Here is a 20,128-nt window from a genome sequence, read left to right as displayed (position 1 = left end):
GAATAACCTCCTGCCTTAATTGAATAGAGCAAATAATTTATAAATAATCCAGTTTACTAGATTTCCTCCCTGGTCAATACTAGAAATACGTGCTGATCCTTCCGGCATATCAAAGTTGGCATTTTGAGCCATATCCGTAAAGATTGGAGCGACGTCAGTGGCTAAGTATAAGGAAAGAGCAATCATTACAGTACCAACGATCACCGAGTGAACGATGTTTCCTTTCGCAGCCCCGACTATAAAGGCAACAATAAATGGAATCGTGGCCAGGTCGCCAAATGGAAGCAGAGCGTTTCCAGGTAAAATAACAGCTAACACCACTGTGACTGGCACCAGTATAAGTGCAGTAGAGATTACCGCAGGGTGTCCCAGGGCAACTGCTGCATCAAGTCCGATGTAGATTTCCCGTTCACCAAAACGCTTGGACAGCCACTCCCGGGCAGACTCTGAAACCGGCATTAATCCTTCCATTAAAATTTTTACCATTCTCGGCATGAGCACCATGACAGCAGCCATGGCCATCCCGATTTCAATTACTTCTCCTGCCCCGTATCCTGCAAGAATTCCAATCGCTGCACCTAAGAATAGTCCAATGAAAATAGATTCTCCAAATACTCCAAACCGTTTCTGTATGGTATCAGGGTCTGTATTCCAGTTCTTAATTCCAGGTACTTTCTGCAGCAGCCTGACCAAGAAGATGCCCGGGGCGTATGAGATTGTACTGCCCGTAGCAATAGAAACACCCGGCAGTTCATAAAACTCGCTAATCATAGGAGCCGTCCAGTCAGCGATCTTCAGGCAGACAATTTGGAAGAGAACAGCAGCAATCAACCCCTGCACGATGCTCCCGGAAATGGCGTAAACCATGGCTGCCATGAAGGTGTAATGCCAGAAATTCCAGATGTCGACGTTCATCGTTTTTGTCGTTTTCGTAACAAGCATAAGCACATTTACTACTAACCCTAAAGGAATAATAAAAGCAGCAACAGTCGAGGCCCATGCAATGGAAGAGGTAGCCGGCCATCCTACATCAATAACATTCAGCTCGACCCCTAATCGATCGACCATCCCCTGAGCAGCGGGACCTAAGTTATCCACTAATAAATCAACAACTAAAAATATACCCACAAAGGCAACGCCTATCGTTAAACCAGACCGGAATGCTTTACCCGGCTTCTGTCCGAACAACAACCCTAAAAGAAAAATAGCAACAGGCAGAATAACAGTAGCCCCTAAATCTAAAAATCCCTGCACCATATCAACAAAACCTTGCATGTGATTTATCCTCCCTCAGCTCATATAGTTCTTTTTGCTTCACTCGCCTTTATCGTTTATTTTTTTAACTCTTCTAAGATTTGTTTCTTAGTGTCATCTGTTCCAATACCAGTAAGAAAGGAACGGGCATTAATAACAGGAAAAGGGTATTCTTTTTTCGTCATAGCCGTTGTCACAAGAAGGTCTGCCGTTTCCTCATAGCTTCCCACTTCCGAAATTTTTATTTGGACTAAATCCACTTTTAAATTATTTTCCTTTGCCATATCTTCAATGGCACCATTAACGACGGTTGAGGTCGCAATTCCCGCCCCGCATGCAACTAATACTTGTTTCTTCTTCATTATCATCCAGCCCCTTTGTTATTTTTTTAATTCCTCGAGGATCTGCTGCTTCGTTTCTTCCGTTCCAATACCGGTAAGAAAAGATCTGGCATTAATAACGGGAAAAGGATATTCCGTCTTTGTCATAGCTGTTGTTACAAGAAGGTCTGCCGTTTCTTCATAGCTTCCCACTTCCGAAATTTTTATTTGGACTAAATCCACTTTTAAATTATTTTCCTTTGCCATATCTTCAATGGCTCCATTGACGACGGTCGATGTTGCGATTCCTGCTCCGCATGCCACTAACACTTGTTTCTTTTTCATAATAAAAAACCTCCTTTATATTTGGCTTAAGTCTAGTTTTTCTTTCACAAAATTTTTAATGTTGGTCCGGCTGCTTTCCCCGTATAAATATTTTAAGGTCTCTTGATTTTGAAACAGCTGCATCAGCTTTTGTAATAAAGACAGCTGGGAATGAGCTTCGTCCATCGCAAGTAAAAAAACGATTTTTACCGGAGTGGTTTCACTATCGTCCCCCATCACTCCAAACTCCACGGGTTCTTTTAGAATCCCAATACTGATCGTTTTATGAACGACGTGCTCTATATCCGTATGCGGGATGGCCACTGAACAGCCTTCCGTGGGGAGACCGGTTGCGAACTCTTCTTCCCTCTCTAATATCGCGTGTATGAAGCTTGGTTTAACTAACCCTTTTTCTACAAGATTTGTACTCATTTTTTTTAAAATTTCCTGTTTCGATTCAGCTGCTACATTTAGCAGGATAATGGATTCATCAAAGAACAATTCTTTCAATTTTTTTCACCTCGATATTGGAACTACTCTGTGGAATAGTTTGTTAGTATACTGTGAATCTCTTGGACAGATCCTGAATGAATAATCCGATCGCGGTCTTTCTCTGAACTTGCAAGCTTCATCAGCTGCATTAATGAATGAATATGCTGCTGTTTATCTACGGCAGCAATTACAATAATGAGATTGACCGTATATTCATCATTAAATTTAACACCCTGGGTTAGTTTCAACAGGCTCATCCCCACTTCATTGACTCCTGCTTCTGGAGCTGCGTGAGGGATGGCAATATTCGGTCCTATGATGATATATGGATCACGATCGGTAGTTTTCACCATCGCGTCCACATAAGTGGAATTGATCTGCCCCGTTTGAATGAGGGGGCGGGCGCACTCTTCTATAGCTTTCTCCCACGAAGAAAGTGAATGTCTCATCGTTATGTGCTTTGGCGTAATTAAATCGTTTAAATTTAAATCCTTATGCTTCGAATTTATCTTCACGGAAGAATCATCCTCCCGCTTAATGTACTGCTCCAGTTCTCTTGATAAATCTTTTTCATTTTGGATGACGGCATGATTTTTAATGATGTCCAGAAGATGGCTGACATGAATATCGTTTGCAATATATCCATGCAGATCGAGCATAACCTGCTTCCGCAGACGATATTTCTCCTCATGATCAAGAAAAGCTTTCGTAATAAACAGCCGCTGATTGGTTTCTAAAGAAGTGGCTGAAAAAACAATATCGTACTCCAGCTCATAATTTAAAAACTCCCTGATCGACAACGAATCAAGAAAAATAAACTCTGGAAATAACTCCCGTAACTCATGAAACATTAGCCTGGAAACCGACACACCCTGGGGGCAAACGACTATCGCTTTTACTTTTTCCTCAATGCTGTCACCTTGTCTCCTCATCCATCCTCCGATTAATAAGGTAATAAAGGTAAGTTCATTATCAGGAATCTCCTGACCAATTAGTTTATTTAACGGAGCAGTTGAGCTTCTCACAAGATGGTGAAGTTCCTTAAATTCCTGACTTAGTGCTTCCTGCATCTCCACTGTTTCCGTAAGCTCATATTTAATACGGTAATAGGCTGGCTTAATATGCTGAAGAAGCTTATTAAGGAGCTGCTCCCGCTCCTGCAGGTAAATACAGGCACTTTTCTCAAAATGGCGGACCATTTGGTCAATAGCTGGCAAAAGGTTGGGAACATCATCATTTTCAGATAAATATTCAGACCAGTAGACATTAGCCGTCAGGAGGTGCAATGTCATAAACAATCTTTCCTGTACAGGAATCTCCTTTAAATCCTTGAAAATTTCTTCGGTGGCTAAATATTCCTTTGTATCGGATAACTCTTCATAAGTTATTGAGAAGGAAGTCACCTCTCTGCCTTGATCAATTCTTTTTAAAATTAAACAAAGTATATAAGGCATTGTTGCCAGCTTCTCGTCGGTAAACTTTAAATTCAGCTTTATCTCAACATTTTCAATCCGTTCTTTTATATCCTTCAGCTCTTCTTCCTTAACCTGAGCGATCTTCTTCACCTGTTCTTCCCCGCCGTTTAGCTGCAGCAGTTTATAGGAGACGTTGATCAGCAGCTTTCTCATTTGAAACTCTTTTCCTTCCAGCAGATAGCCAGATTTTCTTGTGTAACGAATCGTTAATGTATAGTCATGGAGAAAACGCTGAACCTGCTTTAAATCACTGAGGACCGTATTTTTACTTACCTGCAGCTCACTTGTGAAATGGCTGAGTGAAAGCTCTTCACTGCTGCTGAGAAGCATCATTATAATGAAATATACACGCTGCTCCTCTGTAAAGTCCGTCCGATGGAGAGGAGTAACAACTTCCTCTGTACTAAACAGAGTGAAGACGGATTGGTCGATGATGAAATGCCCCTGCCGTGTCCTTTCGATGACTGGCAGGTTCTTGGCCATTAACCATTCGTTAATTTTATTAAAACTGTAACCAAGCTGGCGTCGGGAAATTTCATATTTTTTCTCCAGCACCGTACTGGTGACTCTTGGATTACTTATCAATTCATCCATTATCTTTTTGCTACGATCGCCAAGCAGCAACTTAACCCCTCCTTCTGATAAAAATCATAGCACCGCATCCTCCGTTAATGAATACGCTTTCATCACAAATGAGCGGACAGTTAATGTACAACACCGTGATTTACATTTTAAATCACACCTCTGACGCCGCTTTATCAGCATAATTCGACGTAGCGCGAACAAAAAAAAGCCTCTATTTTGAATTAACAAAATAGAGGCTTCGTTAAAGAACCTGTCCTATTCCGCATCATAAGCATTAAGAGCATTCACCGAATGAGCGATCGCCGAACCAGCTTTCAGCGCGGTCGCTACAAAGATACTTTCTGCGACTTCCTCTTTAGAAGCGCCCTGACTCTTAGCTCCCTCAGTATGTATCTCAATACAATAAGGGCACCCCGTGGTATGAGCAACAGCTACTGCAGTCAATTCTTTCTCCTTAGCGGACAGTTTTCCTGCTTTCATTGCCTTTTTATCAAAATCCACAAATCCTTCAAATGCATCTCCCGACAGCTCAGAGAATTCTTTTATTCGGTTGAAATATTGCTTCTGATAGAGGTCCTTATCTGCTCCGTTATCATAAGCATTCAAAGCATTTACGCCGTGAGCTGCAGCAGAACCGGCTTTTAATGCGGCAGCTACGAAAATGCTTTCGCTCATTTCTTCTTTTGTCACGTCCTGTTTCTTCGCATTATTGACGTGAACTTCAATGCAGTAAGGACAGCCTGTTGTGTGGGCGACTGCAATTGCAATGATCTCTTTCTGCTTAGTCGACAGTTTTCCACGTGCCATCGCTTTTTGGTCAAATTCGATGAAGGCTTTAAATGCTTCAGGAGCAAGGTCTCCGAGTTCCGGCAGTCTTGAAAAATATGATTTCCTGTACAGTGTGTCGTTCGTCATGAGTAAATCCCACCTTTGTTTGATTGTGGTATTTATTTTACTGAAAATTATGATTAAGCGAAAGGAATTGACTTTTATTATTAAAAAAGCCCCCACCTTCTTTAGGTGAGGACTGTGTATTAATGGAACAACCCTGACTCCTTGGACTTCTTCATAAGGGCCTGTGTTTTTTTGTGAAGGAGCTGTTTCAGAAATGTTCCAGCCAGTAATCCAGCGAAACCAAACAGCGAAAGGAACACGATGTCACGATATACACGTTCCCAGACAATCCCTCCCACGGATTCTCTCATGAGATCCACTGCATAAGAAAATGGCAGGAAGGGGTGGATCGTTTGAAAAAAGTCCGGCAGAAGAGCTACAGGGTATGTCCCTCCAGATCCGGCAATTTGAAGAACGAGCAGCACGATAGCCATCGCTTTTCCTGTATCACCAAAGACGGAAACCAGGGTGTATACGATCAGCAGGAAGACAAGGCTGATGAACATCCCAAACACGACAAACCATCCCGGTTCTGCAATATCTACTCCTACAACAAAAAGATCTCCTAACGTTACAACTAGTGTCTGGGCTGCTCCAATACTGACAAACGTCAGTAACTTTCCGAAATAAACTTGCTTCTCCGTAAACATTTCATCATTCACTACTCCCGTAGCTAATAAGGAAATGAGCAGAAGACCGCCTACCCAAATGGCAAGTACAGTGTAAAATGCAGTCATCGATGTTCCGTAGTTTTCCATTGGGAACAAACTGTTTTTACTTAGTTCCACCGGCTCCTGGAAAAATCCCCGTTCGGCTTCCGGATCATTTTGCAGCAGCTCGATGATCTCATTAATATCTGTTTCATCCTGGATTTCCCGAATCCGATCTGCTAACTCATTAATTTTTTCATTGACATACGGATATTCTCCCAACAGGTACTTAAGTGTCTCCTCACCTTCCTCTAGGCTGCCTTCGGTGCTGTTTAATAATTGCGCCGCTTCAGGTATCGTTGACTGTACCTCAGCCAGGATTGCTCTTGCTTCAGTAAGTGTTGTTTTCGCAGAAGCTACTTCTTCCCTTACAGTCGGTTCAATACTTTCATTGTATTCTGTAATAAATGCATCAATATCATCAGCTGAACTATCAGCTCTTTCCTGAAGGCTGCTGATGAGTTCATCGGCTTCACCCTGCTGTTTAGAGAGAAAGGAGCGGACTTCACTGCTGTTGTCTTCAACAGCTTGAAGGTTTTCTTTTAAAGCCCCCAGTTGTTCTAACGCTTCATCAATTTCTTCTTGATCCGATTCTTCTTCACCACTGGACTGCTTAAGCTGTTCAAGAGCCGCTTCAATTGTTTCAATCCTTACAATTGACTCCTCAACTTGTTCGTCAACCTGCTGGCTGAGCTGCTCCCCGTCATCTAAATTAATCTCTGATGATTCTATGCTGTTGATAAATTCATTGATTTCTTCAGCTGTACTTTGAACATCTGCTAAGTCCTGATCTACTTGAGGAGCAATTTCATTAAGTCTAGTTTCTGCTTTATTTAAATAAGCCGACGTTTCGTCAATCGTTTCCAGTCCATCTCCTGTGACTCTTTCTGCCTCAGGGAGTAAATCTTGAGCATCATTGATCATGGATTGAGCTTCATTGGCATCAGAGAGAGAACCTTGCAGTAAGTCGTAGGCTTCAGGCAGGCTTTCTTCCATTTCAAAAATGTATTCCTCAAATTGCTTGATATCAGGTAAATCTTCTTCTAATTCTAATCCGATGTCATTAAATGTTTCAAAAATCACACCGTTCACTGTCGAGATGAATTCACTTGTGATTTGATCGACGATTGTATTGGCACCCTTCTCAGTAATATTAGGTGCGATCGCATTTGTTTTTTCGTTGACATAGTACTCCATCCCAGCTTTTTCAGGCTCATCATTGACCACCGTTCCAAGCTTACTGGAAAAATCATCAGGAATGATAATTGCCGCAAAATAATCGCCATATTCGACCTTGTCTATCGCTTCCTTTCTGTCAACAAATTGCCAATCCATATCCTCATTTCCTTTAAGCTGTTCAATGAGGTCTTCACCGACATTGATTTCTTCACCGCGAACGGTCGCACCGCTGTCTTCATTAACGACAGCTACCGGCAGCTGATCTGTCCGGCTGTATGGGTCCCAGGATGCTTCGATGTTAAACCACGCATAAAGGGAAGGCAGTATAATTAGCCCCCCGATCAAAATTGCGGCCACCCAGTTGGTTCCTATATTTTTAATATCGTTTGCAAAAATACTCCATATCTTTTTCACTTCTCATCTTCCTGTCTCAAATGGTATGAATGAACATTCATTTAGCTACAATGAAACATTATACCATTTTCAGACAGTCACAATGTTAATTATTTTCTACAATTTAGTGAATGCAGGCGGGTTTCATCTATTTGTTATAATCCCACATGATTTTCCATTCTCCTTCTTCTTCTGCCGCAAACACATTCTGGTGTAGATCAAAATGTCCATACTTTCCTTTAAAGGTCTGAACCACTTCCACCTGGTATGCTTTATCAACAGGGTCAAGCCCGTCTTCCATTTTCCAGTCTTTCAGCTTTTCGGTACGCTCGATCGTATAAGAAAACGTAGTAACACCAAAATGATTCATAAAAACATGGGCACGGTCCTGAATATAATGTCCTTTAGAGAATTTCTCCTTCATATATGGATGAAGGAGCTGCCATGAGGAAGAAAAGTCCCCCTCCTGCTCATACGTATAAAATTCATCGACAGCCCCTTTTGCCTGCTGCTTGGAATTATTAAATAAAAAAATCACTAAAGAGGTGCTGGCTATAAGAAATAAACAAATGAAGAGAATCGGCAGGAATTTTCTTTGTTGTTTCATAACGTCGTCTCCTCAATCCATGTTTTAGGACATTCTATGCTTGCCTCACTGAGGATAGATGTTTTCCACAAAAAAACTTCCATTATAAATGGAAGCTCTACTCGTTATGATATGTATGATTGCGCAGTCTCTCTTTATCCTCTTGACTATAATGTTCTTCTACCATCCACTTAATAAATTCCTTCTCTTCCTTCTTTAAATCTCTTCCCATTTTTTGAATAAATTCTCTCTTTAAATTGTGATACATATTCTCTTTCCCCACAAAATAATCCCACCTTCATGCACTATAGTAAAAGTGTATCAAAAATATAGCTTTATTTTTAGTGAAAATTAAACATTCCATTAAATTACTTAAAAAAAATGTTTAACACCCTTTCAGCCAGGAAACTCAAGAATTATCCTGCAAATTATAATGGTGGTGAAACCTTAATGAATAATATCAACTATTTCACAGCTTCTTATGAAGAATCAAGAACTGAATTTCGTAAACTTTTAGAACTAGTCAAGAGAAAATGGCCGAATGCAGAACTAACTACAACATCAATTGGCCGTGACGAGGACAACACTATTGATACAATCTATGCTGAGGCGATCGACTCCAATAACCAGGTTGTTTTTTTAACGTGCGGCGAACATGGCATTGAAGGCTATGCAGGGGCAGCCGTTATCCGTATGTTTACAGAAAAGTACCTGAATCAAATTAACCCGGCAGTCACCGGCATTTGTTTAATCCATGCTCTAAACCCATGGGGAATGAAGAACTACCGACGTGTAACTGAAAATAATGTAGATTTAAACCGTAATTGCTTTTATCACCCTGACTCCATCCCTCTTGATATTAATCAAAACTATGAAGAACAGAAAGAATTATTTTTGCCAAATGGAAAGGTAAAGGATATTAAAAAGGAAAAAACAGATCTTTATCATCAATTGAGCCGTGGAATGGCTGACCAAGGTTATCAAGGAATAAAGAAGGCAAAAGGGATGGGACAGTACGAATTTAAAAAAGGCGTCTATTATGGAGGAGTTATTGAAGAAGAATCAACTGCTTATTTAAAGCAGATGCAGCGTGAAATTTTATCGACATTTCCACATGTCGTTCATATGGACTGGCACACAGCTCTCGGGCCTGAAAAGGAGGTCACGCTTGTAATATCGGAACACGAGCCTCGCAGTGAGGAAGAAATAAAGGAAGATTACAAACTAGAGAATATTCAAAAATACTCTCCTAAAAAAGTAAAAGGAGATTCAACCAATCACTTTTACAAATTAAAAAATGAAGAATTTCCTGATACCCAGCTTTTCTCAGCCCTGTTTGAATTCGGTACGTTTGGGGCCGACAGGGAGGCGGAATTACGGGAAATTTCAACGATTATTTTGGAGAATCAACTGTACTGGGAAGGTGCCGAAAGAGAAGAAGACAGACAGTGGATCCTCAAGGAGTTAAACAACATGTTCTACCCTTCTGAAGAAGAGTGGAGAAGTGCCGTCATGAAAGAAGCACAGCTGGCGGTTGAATCTGTACTGAGGAAAGAAGGAGTTATTTAATGAACAAGCCTTGCTTTGGCGCTTTTTTATTTATATGACATCAGATAGTTAAAATCATTATCAAACTAGTTCAATCTTCACAGCTTGCGGCCATCGAAGTGATCGTAACAGGAATCAGCATACAATTATATAGGCTTTAACAAGGTGCTCCCAACTACAACTTAAGCAAGTTTACTACGGGACTGCTAAACACAAAAAGACCCGATCAAATTCACATTGGAATTGTTCGGGTCTTTTTGAATTCCTATCATTTTGTCCCTGTCCCTTTTCAACATCCAATTAGTATGTATGGAATTCTCCAAAAACACAAACAATCGATTCAGGCTTTTCTCTTAATGATTATTCCGTGGATCGAATGGCGCCTTGATCTAAAGTAACACCATAAGAAATCTCTTCTAAGTATGCCCACTGTTCTTCCTGATAAGCTGTTCCCGGGTTTACAAGTTGATCATCTTCTATCTTCCAAGGCACGAATCCTATATCTACACTTCCATTATGTAATTCCAATTGAAGCAGCCCTGTCTGTGCCTGAACTCCTTCTACGTAATCAGGGAAAAGAAAGTTTCCTAAGGAGTATGCTACCGGAGAACCATCAATCAATTCAAACCCTTGCAGTACATGAGGATGAGAACCAATTACGGCATCTGCTCCTGCCTTCACCATGGCTTCTGCATAATCTCTTGTTTCTTTTTCAGGCGTTACTTCGCTTTCAGTACCCCAGTGCATATAGACAATCGTATAATTGGAACTCTCTTTTGCTTCTTTAATTAAATCCAGACACCGCTGCTGTTGATAGCCGCTTGCAATTCCTGGCTGTCCGCCGGTTGCATACCAGTCTGTGCTTGGGAGAACCTGTGAGAAAGCCAGTACGCTTACAGTCTCCCCGTTTAATTCTACTGTATTAGCTTTATAAGCATCTGACTCATTGTAGCCGGCGCCGGCATAATCCACATTATATGTATATAAATAGTGAAGAGTATCTGTCAGGCCTTCAACTCCATAATCTCTTGTATGATTATTGGCCAGGGAGACAAAATCAAACCCGGCATATAGAAGTCCTTCCAAATAATTAGGAGGTGATCTAAAATTATACTGTTTGGGATCTTTCATGCCCCGCTCTGTTACTGCTGTTTCCAAATTCACTAACGCATAATCAGCTTCGGAAATCGAGTCGGAAACTTTTTCAAATGGATAAACAGGACCTTCTTTTTCTATTGTCTGCTCCAGCGACCATTCAAACATTACATCTCCTGCAGCGACGATATTTATAGATTCATGCCCCACTTCATTTGTCCCTTTCAGCGCTGTTGCGTCCTTCCAGGACATCTCGCTCTGAGCTTTATCCGCATGACTTACAGACGTCAACTCATCTGCTGCCTTCGAATCCTCTACAAACGAACAACCTGATAAAATTAATGCTGCAGCAAACAAAATGAATAACAAAACATTTTTTCCTCCCCCTGGATGCCCTGCTAGAACTTCCCATTCATCATAGTGGAAAGCCGCCTGTTTGAATAGTGAATTATGGACTACTCCATGACAATAAATCAAGCGATCCCCCACCTTTTGTCCTGGACTTTTATCCCTGATAAACGGTTTCCAAAAGTTCCTATAACTATTTATGAAAAGAGCATTTTAGACCACCGCAATCTGTTGTTTCATTATGCGGATTTCTAATCTATGATTTAATGATTCCAAATAAGGGTATCTCAATCTAGAAGAAGGAGGAGTGTTCTATGGCAGTACATCAAGCTTTAACCGTACTAAGGGGAAGCTGGCTGTTACTTCGTTCAATTGCTGTTGTCTCTTCCAGCATGGCTACCATTGTTTCTACTATTCTCCCTTTATACCTTTACTCCCCACTCAATATACTTAATTTAACGTCTTTATTCTTTTTACTTACAGCAGGGGCCTTTATCATCCACGGCGTCCTCACTCATATGTTAAACGACTACGTGGATTATTTATCAGGAACGGATCAGCATAGCCCGGCCATTTTATCCGGGGGTAGTCGTGTAATTCAAACAGGTTATGTTTCTGCGGAGAATCTTTGGAAGGCTGGAAAATGGCTGATTGGACTTCTCATAGCATGCATCATTACTTTTTTATTTCTTGGTTATTTTAAGTTAGCGATCCTACTGTCTATCGGGGTTTGGGGGGCTGTATCCTATTCACTTCCTCCTCTGCAGTTGAGCTACCGTCCCTTTTTAGGTGAGTGGCTGTCTACATTTCCATCTGTCTTATTCCTTGGTTTAGCTGGAGCCTGGTTATCGTTAGACAGCCTGCCTGAATGGGTATGGCAGAACGCGGTAATTAACGCTCTCTTCTGTATAGCCTGGGTCATGGTGCATCACATTCCTGACCGTGAAGCGGACCGTCAAGCATCACCATCAAAAAGGACAAGTGTCGTATGGGCAGTGGAAAAGTTCGGCTTAGCGTTCAGCCTTCTTCCCGCTATTATGTATTTTGGATGTACTGTATTGTGTTCATTATGGTTAGGTTCGGAAAGGATAACGGCTGCAGCTGGAGTGGTCATACTGGCAGGAGCTTCTATAGTACTTATAATTAAAATGAATGTCGAGGATGACCAACAAGTCTCAGCGTATGAAAAGACTATTTTGATATTAGCTATGCTCAACGCTGTTTGGCTGGGGGTGTTCATCGGCTCTCCTTTTTAATAGAAACAAAAGCTGTAAATTCCCGGCCGGAGATTTACAGCTTTTCTTATCTATAGTTGTTTGATGAGTACTGCCATTCCCTGTCCGCCGCCAGCGCACAGAGCAGCTAAGCCTGACTCAGTTCCTCTTCTTCTCATTTCATGCAGGAGAGTGGTGATAATTCGTGCTCCGCTTGCTCCTACCGGATGGCCGAGAGCAATAGCTCCTCCATTGACATTGACCTTTTCATCATTCAAGTCCAGCTCTCGTATTACAGCCAAAGCTTGAGAGGCAAATGCTTCATTCAGCTCCACTAAGCCAACATCCTGTATTTTGTATTTGGTTCGATCTAATAATTTTTTTACCGCAGGAACAGGCCCCACCCCCATCACTTCTGGAGAAACACCCGCTGCAGCCCAGTCTACAATTTCAGCTAAGGGTTTAAGCCCTAAAGAAACAGCAAGGGATTTTTTCATTATGACCACTGCTGCCGCACCATCATTTCGCCCACACGCATTCCCGGCTGTTACCGTTCCATTTTCTTTAAATACAGGAGGAAGCGCAGCAAGCTTTTCTATAGTGGTATGCGGACGCGGGTACTCATCCATTTCTACTAAAATGGATTTCTTTTTCTCTACGAGTTTAACTGGAACAATTTCCTGTTGAAAACGCCCTGCCTTAATAGCCTGCTCTGCTCGTCTTTGGCTTTCCATGGCAAACAAGTCCTGATCCTCTCTCGCTATGTTGTAACGTTCCGCGACATTTTCAGCAGTCTGACCCATTCCCAGGTGTTCTCCGTACATTTCCTTAGGCTGCTGCCCAGCTTCCACGTTTGAATCTACTAACTGAGGATGGTCGCCTCCAAATCGGGAGTTCCGAAGATATATAGGAGAGCGGCTCATGTTTTCAGTTCCTCCGGCTACCACGATATCGGCCTGGTCAAAGGTGATTTGCTGCACAGCTGAAACTATTGACTGCATACCTGACGCGCATAAACGATTTATCGTATAGGCAGGGGACGTCTCTGGAATACCTGCCCGTAGTGCTGCCACTCTTGCTACATTCGAAGATTCTGTAGTCTGCCTCACTTCTCCCATAATAACTTCATCTACCTGCTCAGGCTGAATCCCTGCCTGAGCAACCGCTTCCTTTATCACAATCGAAGCTAAGTCTCCAGATGAAAGATTTCTAAAAGAACCTCCATACTTTCCAATAGGTGTTCTGACCGCACTCACTATTACGAACGAATCTTGTATCATCATCAACCTCCCTTCCGCTTAAGAGCTGTATTCTTTTTTCAGCTGTCCTGCGATGATATTTTTTTGAATTTCTGAGGTGCCTTCGTAAATTCTTGTAATTCTCGCACCTCTGAAAAAACGTTCAATAGGGTAATCGGAAATATAACCAAGGCCGCCATGAACCTGCACCGCTTTGTCTGCTATACGGTTGTACACTTCTGATCCATACAGCTTCAGCATCGCAGCTTCTTTAATTACCTTTTCCCCTTGATCGACCATCCATGCGATCCGGTAAGTAAAGGATCTTAAAGCTTCGATCTCTACAGCCATTTCCGAGATCATATGTGCAACGGCCTGGTGCTCAATTATCGGTACTCCGAATTGTTCACGTTCCTGGACGTACTCCATCGATAAATCTAATAGTTTCTGTGAAGACCCCAGGTTTCTTGCAGCCAATCCTGCACGACCATTCGTTAGAATTTTAAGTGCGTTTACATACCCTTGCCCCTCTGTACCAAGTACGTTTTCTTCAGGAACCTCACAATCTTCTAAAATTATTTCTGCTGATTGGGATCCATGCAGACCCATCTTCGGCTCCACAGCCCCTATTTTAAACCCGGGAAAACCTTTTTCTACAATAAAAGAAGTAATTCCTTTTGCACCTTTCCCGGCATCAGTGACAGCCATGACGGTAAAGATATCTGCATCAGGAGCGTTGGTAATGTAATGCTTCGTTCCGTTTAATAGGTAACGGTCTCCTTTCTTTACGGCAGTTGTTTTTAAATTAGTCGCATTGGATCCTGCTGAGGGTTCTGTCAGGGCAAAAGCACCAATTGAATCACCCCTCGCCAAAGCAGGCAGGTATTTATCTTTTTGAGGAGCGCTGCCCAATTCAACAATTCCCACTGTCCCGATTCCTGTGTGTGCCCCAATTAAAGTAGTAAACCCGTTATGTGTGGCGCCAATCTCCTCATAGAGAGCACACTTTCCCACCATACCGATGCCTAATCCGCCATATTCTTCTGGAATACTTAAACCAAAGAGCCCCATGTCCTTTGACATCTCAATAATTCGACGGGGCACCTTATCTTCTTTCTCAATCTCCATTGCTGATGCTTCCACTTCCGTTTGAACGAAGCTGCGTACATTCTTCTTAAGAAACTGAATATCATCATCTAAGGTAAAATCCAATGTGATCCCGTCCTTTTTCATATAAATGCCCATAATTTTGTGTATTTGCCCATAAGTTGAAATTATCGCCCGTAAAGTTTAATTATCGCCCATAAAATCGTGAAATGACCCATAAACGGTAATAAACGCCCATAAATCCAATACGCTCATTCCCGGCTTATGATAAAACCAAATTTAGATCAGTTATTAGTTTCTACTCACTCATCCCAGCCTGGAAGCGGATTGGATATCGGTTTATCCGCCCGGTAGCCTAATATATATTCTGCCTGCATCACGGTGTGGATTTCACGCGTTCCTTCATAAATAACCGGAGCCTTCGAATTTCTCAAAAATCTCTCTACAGGATATTCATTAGAATAGCCGTAAGCCCCATGAATTTGCACTGCGTCATTGGCCGCTTCATTGGCGAAATCACATGCCTGCCATTTAGCTAAGGAAGTCTCACGCGTGTTTCTTTTTCCTTGATTTTTAAGTTCACCGGCTCGAAAAACGAGAAGACGGGACATTTGATACCCTGCTTCCATTTTAGCCAGCATCTGCTGCACGAGCTGATGTCTGCCGATTTCTTTCCCAAATGTTTTGCGCTCATGGCAATACTTTATACTTTCTTCGATACAGGCAAGAATTTGACCGCAGGCTCCGGCAGCCACGGTGAACCTTCCATTATCAAGAGCAGACATAGCAATCTTAAACCCGTCTCCCTCTTCTCCAATCAGGTTATCTTTGGGTACCTGCACGTTATCAAAGAACAACTCTCCGGTATTGCCTGCGCGAATGCCTAATTTTCCTTTAATAGCGTGAGAGGAGAACCCCGGCATCGATCGTTCTACAATAAAAGCTGAAATTCCTTTATGCTTCTGAGTTTTATCTGTATAGGCAAAAACAAGAAAGTGATCAGCATAGTCACATAGGGAGATCCACGTTTTCTGTCCATTTAATATATATGAATCACCGCTGCGTACAGCCGTGGTCTGTAAAGAAGCAACATCCGAACCTGCATTAGGCTCGGTCAAGCCAAAGGCTCCAACCTTATCTCCTTTCGCCTGAGGGATTAAAAACTTTACTTTTTGCGACTCGTTTCCCCATTGGAGCAGGGTCATGCTGTTTAACCCGTTATGGACCGATACCGCTGTTCTATAGGCAGTATCCCCCCGTTCCAGCTCTTCACAAACAATGGCAAGTGTATTGTAATCCATACCGCTCCCGCCATACTTTTCAGGGATGCATACTCCCATTAAATCTAGCTGAGCCAGTCGTTTAATAATAGAGGGTTCAAAGTGGCCCTGTTCATCCCATTCCTGAATATTAGGATTAATTTCTTTATCAACAAACTGTCGGACAACTTTTTTTACCATTTCCTGCTCATCTGTTAAATCAAAATTCAACTCACTCACTCCTCCTTAAAAGTGTAATTAAGAAAAACCAATCGAAACATTCAATCGATTGGTTTTTCAAAGTTTGGACAGTCCTACTCTTCTACTTCAATAGGAACAATTTCTCCATCTTCTACAGCTGCCATGCTGATGCCTGAGTTAAATCCTCCATCTTCACCTATCTCAGGAATTGTATACACTTGTTTATCTTCCGGCAGCTGCTCGAGCCCATCCTGCATGTGAGCACGGATTTCGGCAGGCTCGTCCACCGTTCCGGCTTCCTTCATCGCTTCCATAAAGACATAGAGGGATACGTAATGGAACCCTGCTTCAGAGCCAGGGTCTTCTTCATGCTCTGCACGGTATTTTTCAACAAATTCATCAGTGCCAGGATACTCAGAATCCACAAGAGGAGTGACACCTACAGACCCTTCAAAAAGTTCATACGTTTCTTCTTCTACTACTTTTCTCATTTCATCGAGCTTGGCTTGATCCATAACGATAAATCCGCCTTCAAATCCCAGTTCCCTCGCCTGGCTGGCTAATTTAGCAGTAGGCTCTGATGGTCCACCGATAAATAGTACGTCGGGATCTTCTTCCAGAGCATTGGTTACGGTGGTAAAGAAATCTGTTTCCTTGGAGAAATCAATGGACGAATCGTACACCACTTCCCCGCCCTGCTCTTCCCAGTAAGGCAGCAGGTTCTCCGACCAGTCTTTCCCGTATTGAGATGATGTCGGGAGCGCGGCAATTTTCTCCCCGTACCTTTCCATAGAATACTCAGTAAAAGGCTCCATGTAACCGTCATAGCGTGGAGGAATTCTAACTGTTAAATCGTTGCCTTCTTCAGTAATTCCCGGCTCACTTGAATAACCACCTATAATAAAATCCTCTTCCTCATTAAATACCTGCATGGCTTTAATGCCTCCGCTGTGAGGGGAATAAATTATTGGTGTATCATTTTCCTGCAGAAGTCTCTTCGCGTTTGAGGCGGTCTCATTAGGGAGATACTTGTCATCTAACGGTACTAAATTAAGCTTGTAAGTCTGGCCGTCCACTTCAAACCCTTCTTCGTTAATTTCATCAACAGCCATTTTCATTCCGTTTAATGAGCGTTCCCCATAAAAAGCTGCCGAGCCGCTGAGAGGACCGCTAAAGCCGATATTGACTACTTCTTCCCCTTCTTCGGTTTCAGGCTCTTCCACGTCCGTATCCGCCTCTGCCTCATCTTCCCCGGAGGCATCATTCGATGTATCATCAATACAACCTGTTAGAATCATGACCAAGGCCAGCATTATAAGGAAAGCAAGTAATCGAACAATTTTCATATTAAAAATTCCTCCCCATTAATGGTATTCCTTTTTAACCATTGCCCTGAACTCCACCATTACGCTCCAATATACGCTTTTCGGACCGCATCATTTGTAAATAACTCACTTGAGGCCCCTTTAACAACAACAGAACCACTTTCAAAGACATAGCCTCGATCTGCAATTTTTAATGCGGCATTTGCATTCTGCTCGGCCAGCAGTACGGTGGTCCCTTCTTTATTAATGTGCTCAATCACTTCAAACATTTGTTCAACAACGAGAGGGGCAAGGCCGATGGAAGGTTCATCGAGCATCAATAATTTCGGACTGGTCATCAATGCTCTTCCGATCGCGAGCATTTGCTGCTGTCCGCCGCTTAAAGAGCCCGCATCCTGATTCTTTTTTTCTTCTAAAATAGGAAACAATTCATACACATTCCTTAGTGATTTCTTTACTAACGCTTTCTTTTTCCGGTGCACATAAGCCCCCATAATTAAATTTTCAAATACTGTCATTCTGCTGAATAACTCCCGACCTTCTGCACACTGAACAATCCCAGCTTTCACGATTCGATCGGGAGATTTTTTTCTAATGGAATCCCCCTGAAACAGAATGTCTCCCTCACCAGGCTTCTCAAGGCCGCTGATTGCTTTAAACGTTGTACTTTTACCAGCTCCATTGGATCCAAGTAGGACGACAAGTTCTCCTTCCTCCACTTCGATGTCCACCGAATTGATCGCTGAGAAGCTGCCATACTTAACTGATACTCCTTCAAGTTTAAGCACTGGCGTCCCCTCCTAAGTAAGCTTTAATAACCTTTTTATTACTCATAACTTCATCAGCTGTGCCTTCTGCAATCTTTTCGCCATAGTTTAACACCATGATTTTCTCAGCCAGCTTCATGACCATCTGCATTTTGTGCTCAATGAGGCAGACAGTAATTCCTTTTTTGACCATTTTTTTCATAAGCTCAGCCAGCCCCTCCGTTTCACCAGGATTGATTCCGGCTGCAGGCTCGTCGAGGAAAACAACTTCTGGATCGGTTGCTAAAGCTAAAGCAAAGGCGACCCGCTTTTTCTCCTCTTGTGTAATACTCCCAGCCAGCTGGTCCGTAATATGAGTGAGCCCTGTAAAGTCCAGAACTTCCATGGCTTTATCTCTGCACTGTTTCTCCTCTCGTTTATAGCGCTTTGTCCGCAGCACAGCATCCAGAAGATTAGACTGGGTGCGGAGGCGGTGGCCTACAATGACGTTATCCAGAACAGTCGCCTGTTCAAATAGATTAGTAGTCTGGAAAGTCCGTGACACTCCAAGCTTTGCAATTTTATTAGAAGGAAGGTTGGTAATGTTTTCTCCTTTATAAAACACTTGTCCAGAAGTTGGCCTGTAAGAGCCGCTGACTAGATTAAAAAAAGTAGACTTACCTGCTCCATTTGGGCCTATAATCGCATTAATCTTTCCTTTTTCAATAGCAAAATCAACATTCTTTACAGCGGCCAGTCCACCGAACTGCTTCGTTAATTCTTTCGTTTCAATAAACATTATTCATCCCTCCTTGACCCTGTCTTCATGAAGATCCTCATCATCCATATTAGACTTGACCTGCTTTTTCTTCTGGCTCTGCAGCTTCGTGCTTTGTCTCTTCCTATACCAATCACTAAAGAAACCAACGATACCTCTAGGATAAAAAATGATAATTAACGTAAGCAGCGGACCAAAGATTAGCATTCGATAATCTTGTAAGAATTGCAGCGACTGAGAAACAGAAACTATTAGCATGGTGCCTACGACCGGCCCGGCTAAGGTTCCAATTCCGCCCACAAGCAGGTACGTAAGCAAGTCAAAGATAACGGTAGTATATCCGATATCAGGCCCAATAAAGCGTATAAATGAAGCATACAGAGCACCTGCCAGCCCGGCGAAAAAAGTCGATAGGACGAATACAACCAGCTTGTTTTTCATAGTCGATATGCCAATTGTGCCGGCTAGTTCTTCACTATTTCGAATCGCAATAAATGTTCGTCCGGAAAGGGAATGAACGATACGGTACATCACAAAAATCGTGGCTAAAAGGAAAAACAAAACGAGATAATATTGTGAAAGTGTACTCTCAAAGGAAAGGGGACCGATATTGGACGGCGCAGGGATGCCTATTAACCCACGCACTCCCCCGGTTAAACTATCCCATTTATCAATGACTAGATAGATTACATAGCCGACACACAGCGTATATATGGCAAAGAAATGTTCTCTTGTACGCAGGGAAATTAATCCGATAAGAAAACCGATAACGCTCGTGATCACACAGGATAATACTAAAGCTGCCCAATAGTTTATCCCAGCTTTTACTGTGAGCAGACCTAATGAGTAGGCACCTATTGCAAAGAATCCTGCGTGTGCAAGCGATAAGTAACCGGTATAGCCGGCCAGAAGATTTAATCCATAAACAGCAATCATCCAAATAAACGATAACGTTAAAATGTGCAGCCAATAATCATTTTGGTTAATAAAAGGAAAGATTCCAGCCAGTATTATGAGCCCTGTGATGATTAGGTGCTTTTTTTGAAGTGGCCCCATT

Annotated in this window: 19 protein-coding genes; 2 read left to right on the top strand and 17 right to left on the bottom strand. The window is 42.3% G+C overall.

The annotated features are described in order from the left end of the window. Positions 1-15: 15 nt before the first annotated feature. From LF822_RS13580 to LF822_RS13540, 9 genes are all read right to left on the bottom strand, one after another. Positions 16-1,275 carry a galactitol-specific PTS transporter subunit IIC gene (locus tag LF822_RS13580; RefSeq protein WP_253924607.1) on the bottom strand — a complete coding sequence of 420 codons (1,260 nt, stop codon included), beginning with the start codon at positions 1,273-1,275 and terminating at the stop codon, positions 16-18. A gap of 56 nt (positions 1,276-1,331) precedes the next feature. Next, positions 1,332-1,616 (bottom strand): PTS sugar transporter subunit IIB, encoded by a 285-nt coding sequence (locus LF822_RS13575; RefSeq protein WP_253924606.1) that lies wholly within the window; start codon positions 1,614-1,616, stop codon positions 1,332-1,334. A gap of 18 nt (positions 1,617-1,634) precedes the next feature. Further along, on the bottom strand, positions 1,635-1,919 hold the full coding sequence (locus LF822_RS13570; RefSeq protein ID WP_253924605.1) for a PTS sugar transporter subunit IIB: 285 nt from the start codon (positions 1,917-1,919) through the stop codon (positions 1,635-1,637). 15 nt (positions 1,920-1,934) lie between these two features. Continuing rightward, positions 1,935-2,408: a PTS sugar transporter subunit IIA gene (locus LF822_RS13565; protein ID WP_253924604.1), complete on the bottom strand. Its 474-nt coding sequence runs from the start codon at positions 2,406-2,408 to the stop codon at positions 1,935-1,937. A 23-nt stretch (positions 2,409-2,431) separates the two neighbouring features. After that, positions 2,432-4,489 carry a BglG family transcription antiterminator gene (locus LF822_RS13560; protein WP_253924603.1) on the bottom strand — a complete coding sequence of 686 codons (2,058 nt, stop codon included), beginning with the start codon at positions 4,487-4,489 and terminating at the stop codon, positions 2,432-2,434. 216 nt (positions 4,490-4,705) lie between these two features. Then, on the bottom strand, positions 4,706-5,365 hold the full coding sequence (locus tag LF822_RS13555) for a carboxymuconolactone decarboxylase family protein (RefSeq protein ID WP_253924602.1): 660 nt from the start codon (positions 5,363-5,365) through the stop codon (positions 4,706-4,708). A gap of 119 nt (positions 5,366-5,484) precedes the next feature. Beyond that, positions 5,485-7,647 (bottom strand): YhgE/Pip family protein, encoded by a 2,163-nt coding sequence (locus LF822_RS13550; protein ID WP_253924601.1) that lies wholly within the window; start codon positions 7,645-7,647, stop codon positions 5,485-5,487. A 127-nt stretch (positions 7,648-7,774) separates the two neighbouring features. Beyond that, positions 7,775-8,233: a hypothetical protein gene (locus LF822_RS13545; RefSeq protein ID WP_253924600.1), complete on the bottom strand. Its 459-nt coding sequence runs from the start codon at positions 8,231-8,233 to the stop codon at positions 7,775-7,777. Between the two features lie 97 nt (positions 8,234-8,330). Beyond that, positions 8,331-8,495, bottom strand: coding sequence for a hypothetical protein (locus LF822_RS13540; protein ID WP_253924599.1), 165 nt, complete (start codon positions 8,493-8,495; stop codon positions 8,331-8,333). A gap of 167 nt (positions 8,496-8,662) precedes the next feature. On the opposite strand from LF822_RS13540, the gene LF822_RS13535 reads away from it, so the two are divergent. Next, positions 8,663-9,781 carry a M14 family metallopeptidase gene (locus LF822_RS13535; protein WP_253924598.1) on the top strand — a complete coding sequence of 373 codons (1,119 nt, stop codon included), beginning with the start codon at positions 8,663-8,665 and terminating at the stop codon, positions 9,779-9,781. 339 nt (positions 9,782-10,120) lie between these two features. Here LF822_RS13535 and LF822_RS13530 read toward each other — a convergent pair whose 3' ends face one another. Further along, entirely contained in the window at positions 10,121-11,332 is a 1,212-nt protein-coding gene (locus LF822_RS13530; protein ID WP_253924597.1) for a CapA family protein, read from the bottom strand. 185 nt (positions 11,333-11,517) lie between these two features. Here LF822_RS13530 and LF822_RS13525 point away from each other — a divergent pair, with 185 nt between their 5' ends. Beyond that, positions 11,518-12,459 carry a prenyltransferase gene (locus LF822_RS13525; protein ID WP_253924596.1) on the top strand — a complete coding sequence of 314 codons (942 nt, stop codon included), beginning with the start codon at positions 11,518-11,520 and terminating at the stop codon, positions 12,457-12,459. Between the two features lie 50 nt (positions 12,460-12,509). Here LF822_RS13525 and LF822_RS13520 read toward each other — a convergent pair whose 3' ends face one another. The 7 genes from LF822_RS13520 to LF822_RS13490 form a co-directional block, all read right to left on the bottom strand. Next, complete coding sequence (locus LF822_RS13520) at positions 12,510-13,697, bottom strand: thiolase family protein (RefSeq protein WP_253924945.1); 1,188 nt, start codon at positions 13,695-13,697, stop codon at positions 12,510-12,512. A gap of 18 nt (positions 13,698-13,715) precedes the next feature. Beyond that, positions 13,716-14,867, bottom strand: coding sequence for an acyl-CoA dehydrogenase family protein (locus LF822_RS13515; RefSeq protein WP_253924595.1), 1,152 nt, complete (start codon positions 14,865-14,867; stop codon positions 13,716-13,718). A 197-nt stretch (positions 14,868-15,064) separates the two neighbouring features. Further along, positions 15,065-16,252, bottom strand: a complete 1,188-nt coding sequence (locus tag LF822_RS13510) for an acyl-CoA dehydrogenase family protein (RefSeq protein WP_253924594.1) — start codon at positions 16,250-16,252, stop codon at positions 15,065-15,067. A gap of 83 nt (positions 16,253-16,335) precedes the next feature. Beyond that, positions 16,336-17,568 carry an ABC transporter substrate-binding protein gene (locus LF822_RS13505; protein WP_253924593.1) on the bottom strand — a complete coding sequence of 411 codons (1,233 nt, stop codon included), beginning with the start codon at positions 17,566-17,568 and terminating at the stop codon, positions 16,336-16,338. A 59-nt stretch (positions 17,569-17,627) separates the two neighbouring features. Next, positions 17,628-18,335, bottom strand: coding sequence for an ABC transporter ATP-binding protein (locus LF822_RS13500; RefSeq protein ID WP_253924592.1), 708 nt, complete (start codon positions 18,333-18,335; stop codon positions 17,628-17,630). Then, complete coding sequence (locus LF822_RS13495; RefSeq protein ID WP_253924591.1) at positions 18,328-19,092, bottom strand: ABC transporter ATP-binding protein; 765 nt, start codon at positions 19,090-19,092, stop codon at positions 18,328-18,330. Before LF822_RS13495 ends, LF822_RS13500 begins: the two co-directional genes overlap by 8 nt. A gap of 3 nt (positions 19,093-19,095) precedes the next feature. Further along, entirely contained in the window at positions 19,096-20,127 is a 1,032-nt protein-coding gene (locus LF822_RS13490) for a branched-chain amino acid ABC transporter permease (RefSeq protein WP_253924590.1), read from the bottom strand. Position 20,128 lies beyond the last annotated feature (1 nt).

Origin of the sequence: Halobacillus sp. A5, assembly GCF_024189315.1 — a bacterium.
Taxonomy (GTDB): domain Bacteria; phylum Bacillota; class Bacilli; order Bacillales; family Halobacillaceae; genus Halobacillus_A.
The sequence above is the reverse complement of the archived record's forward strand: the minus strand, read 5'-3'. Positions and strand labels throughout refer to the sequence as shown.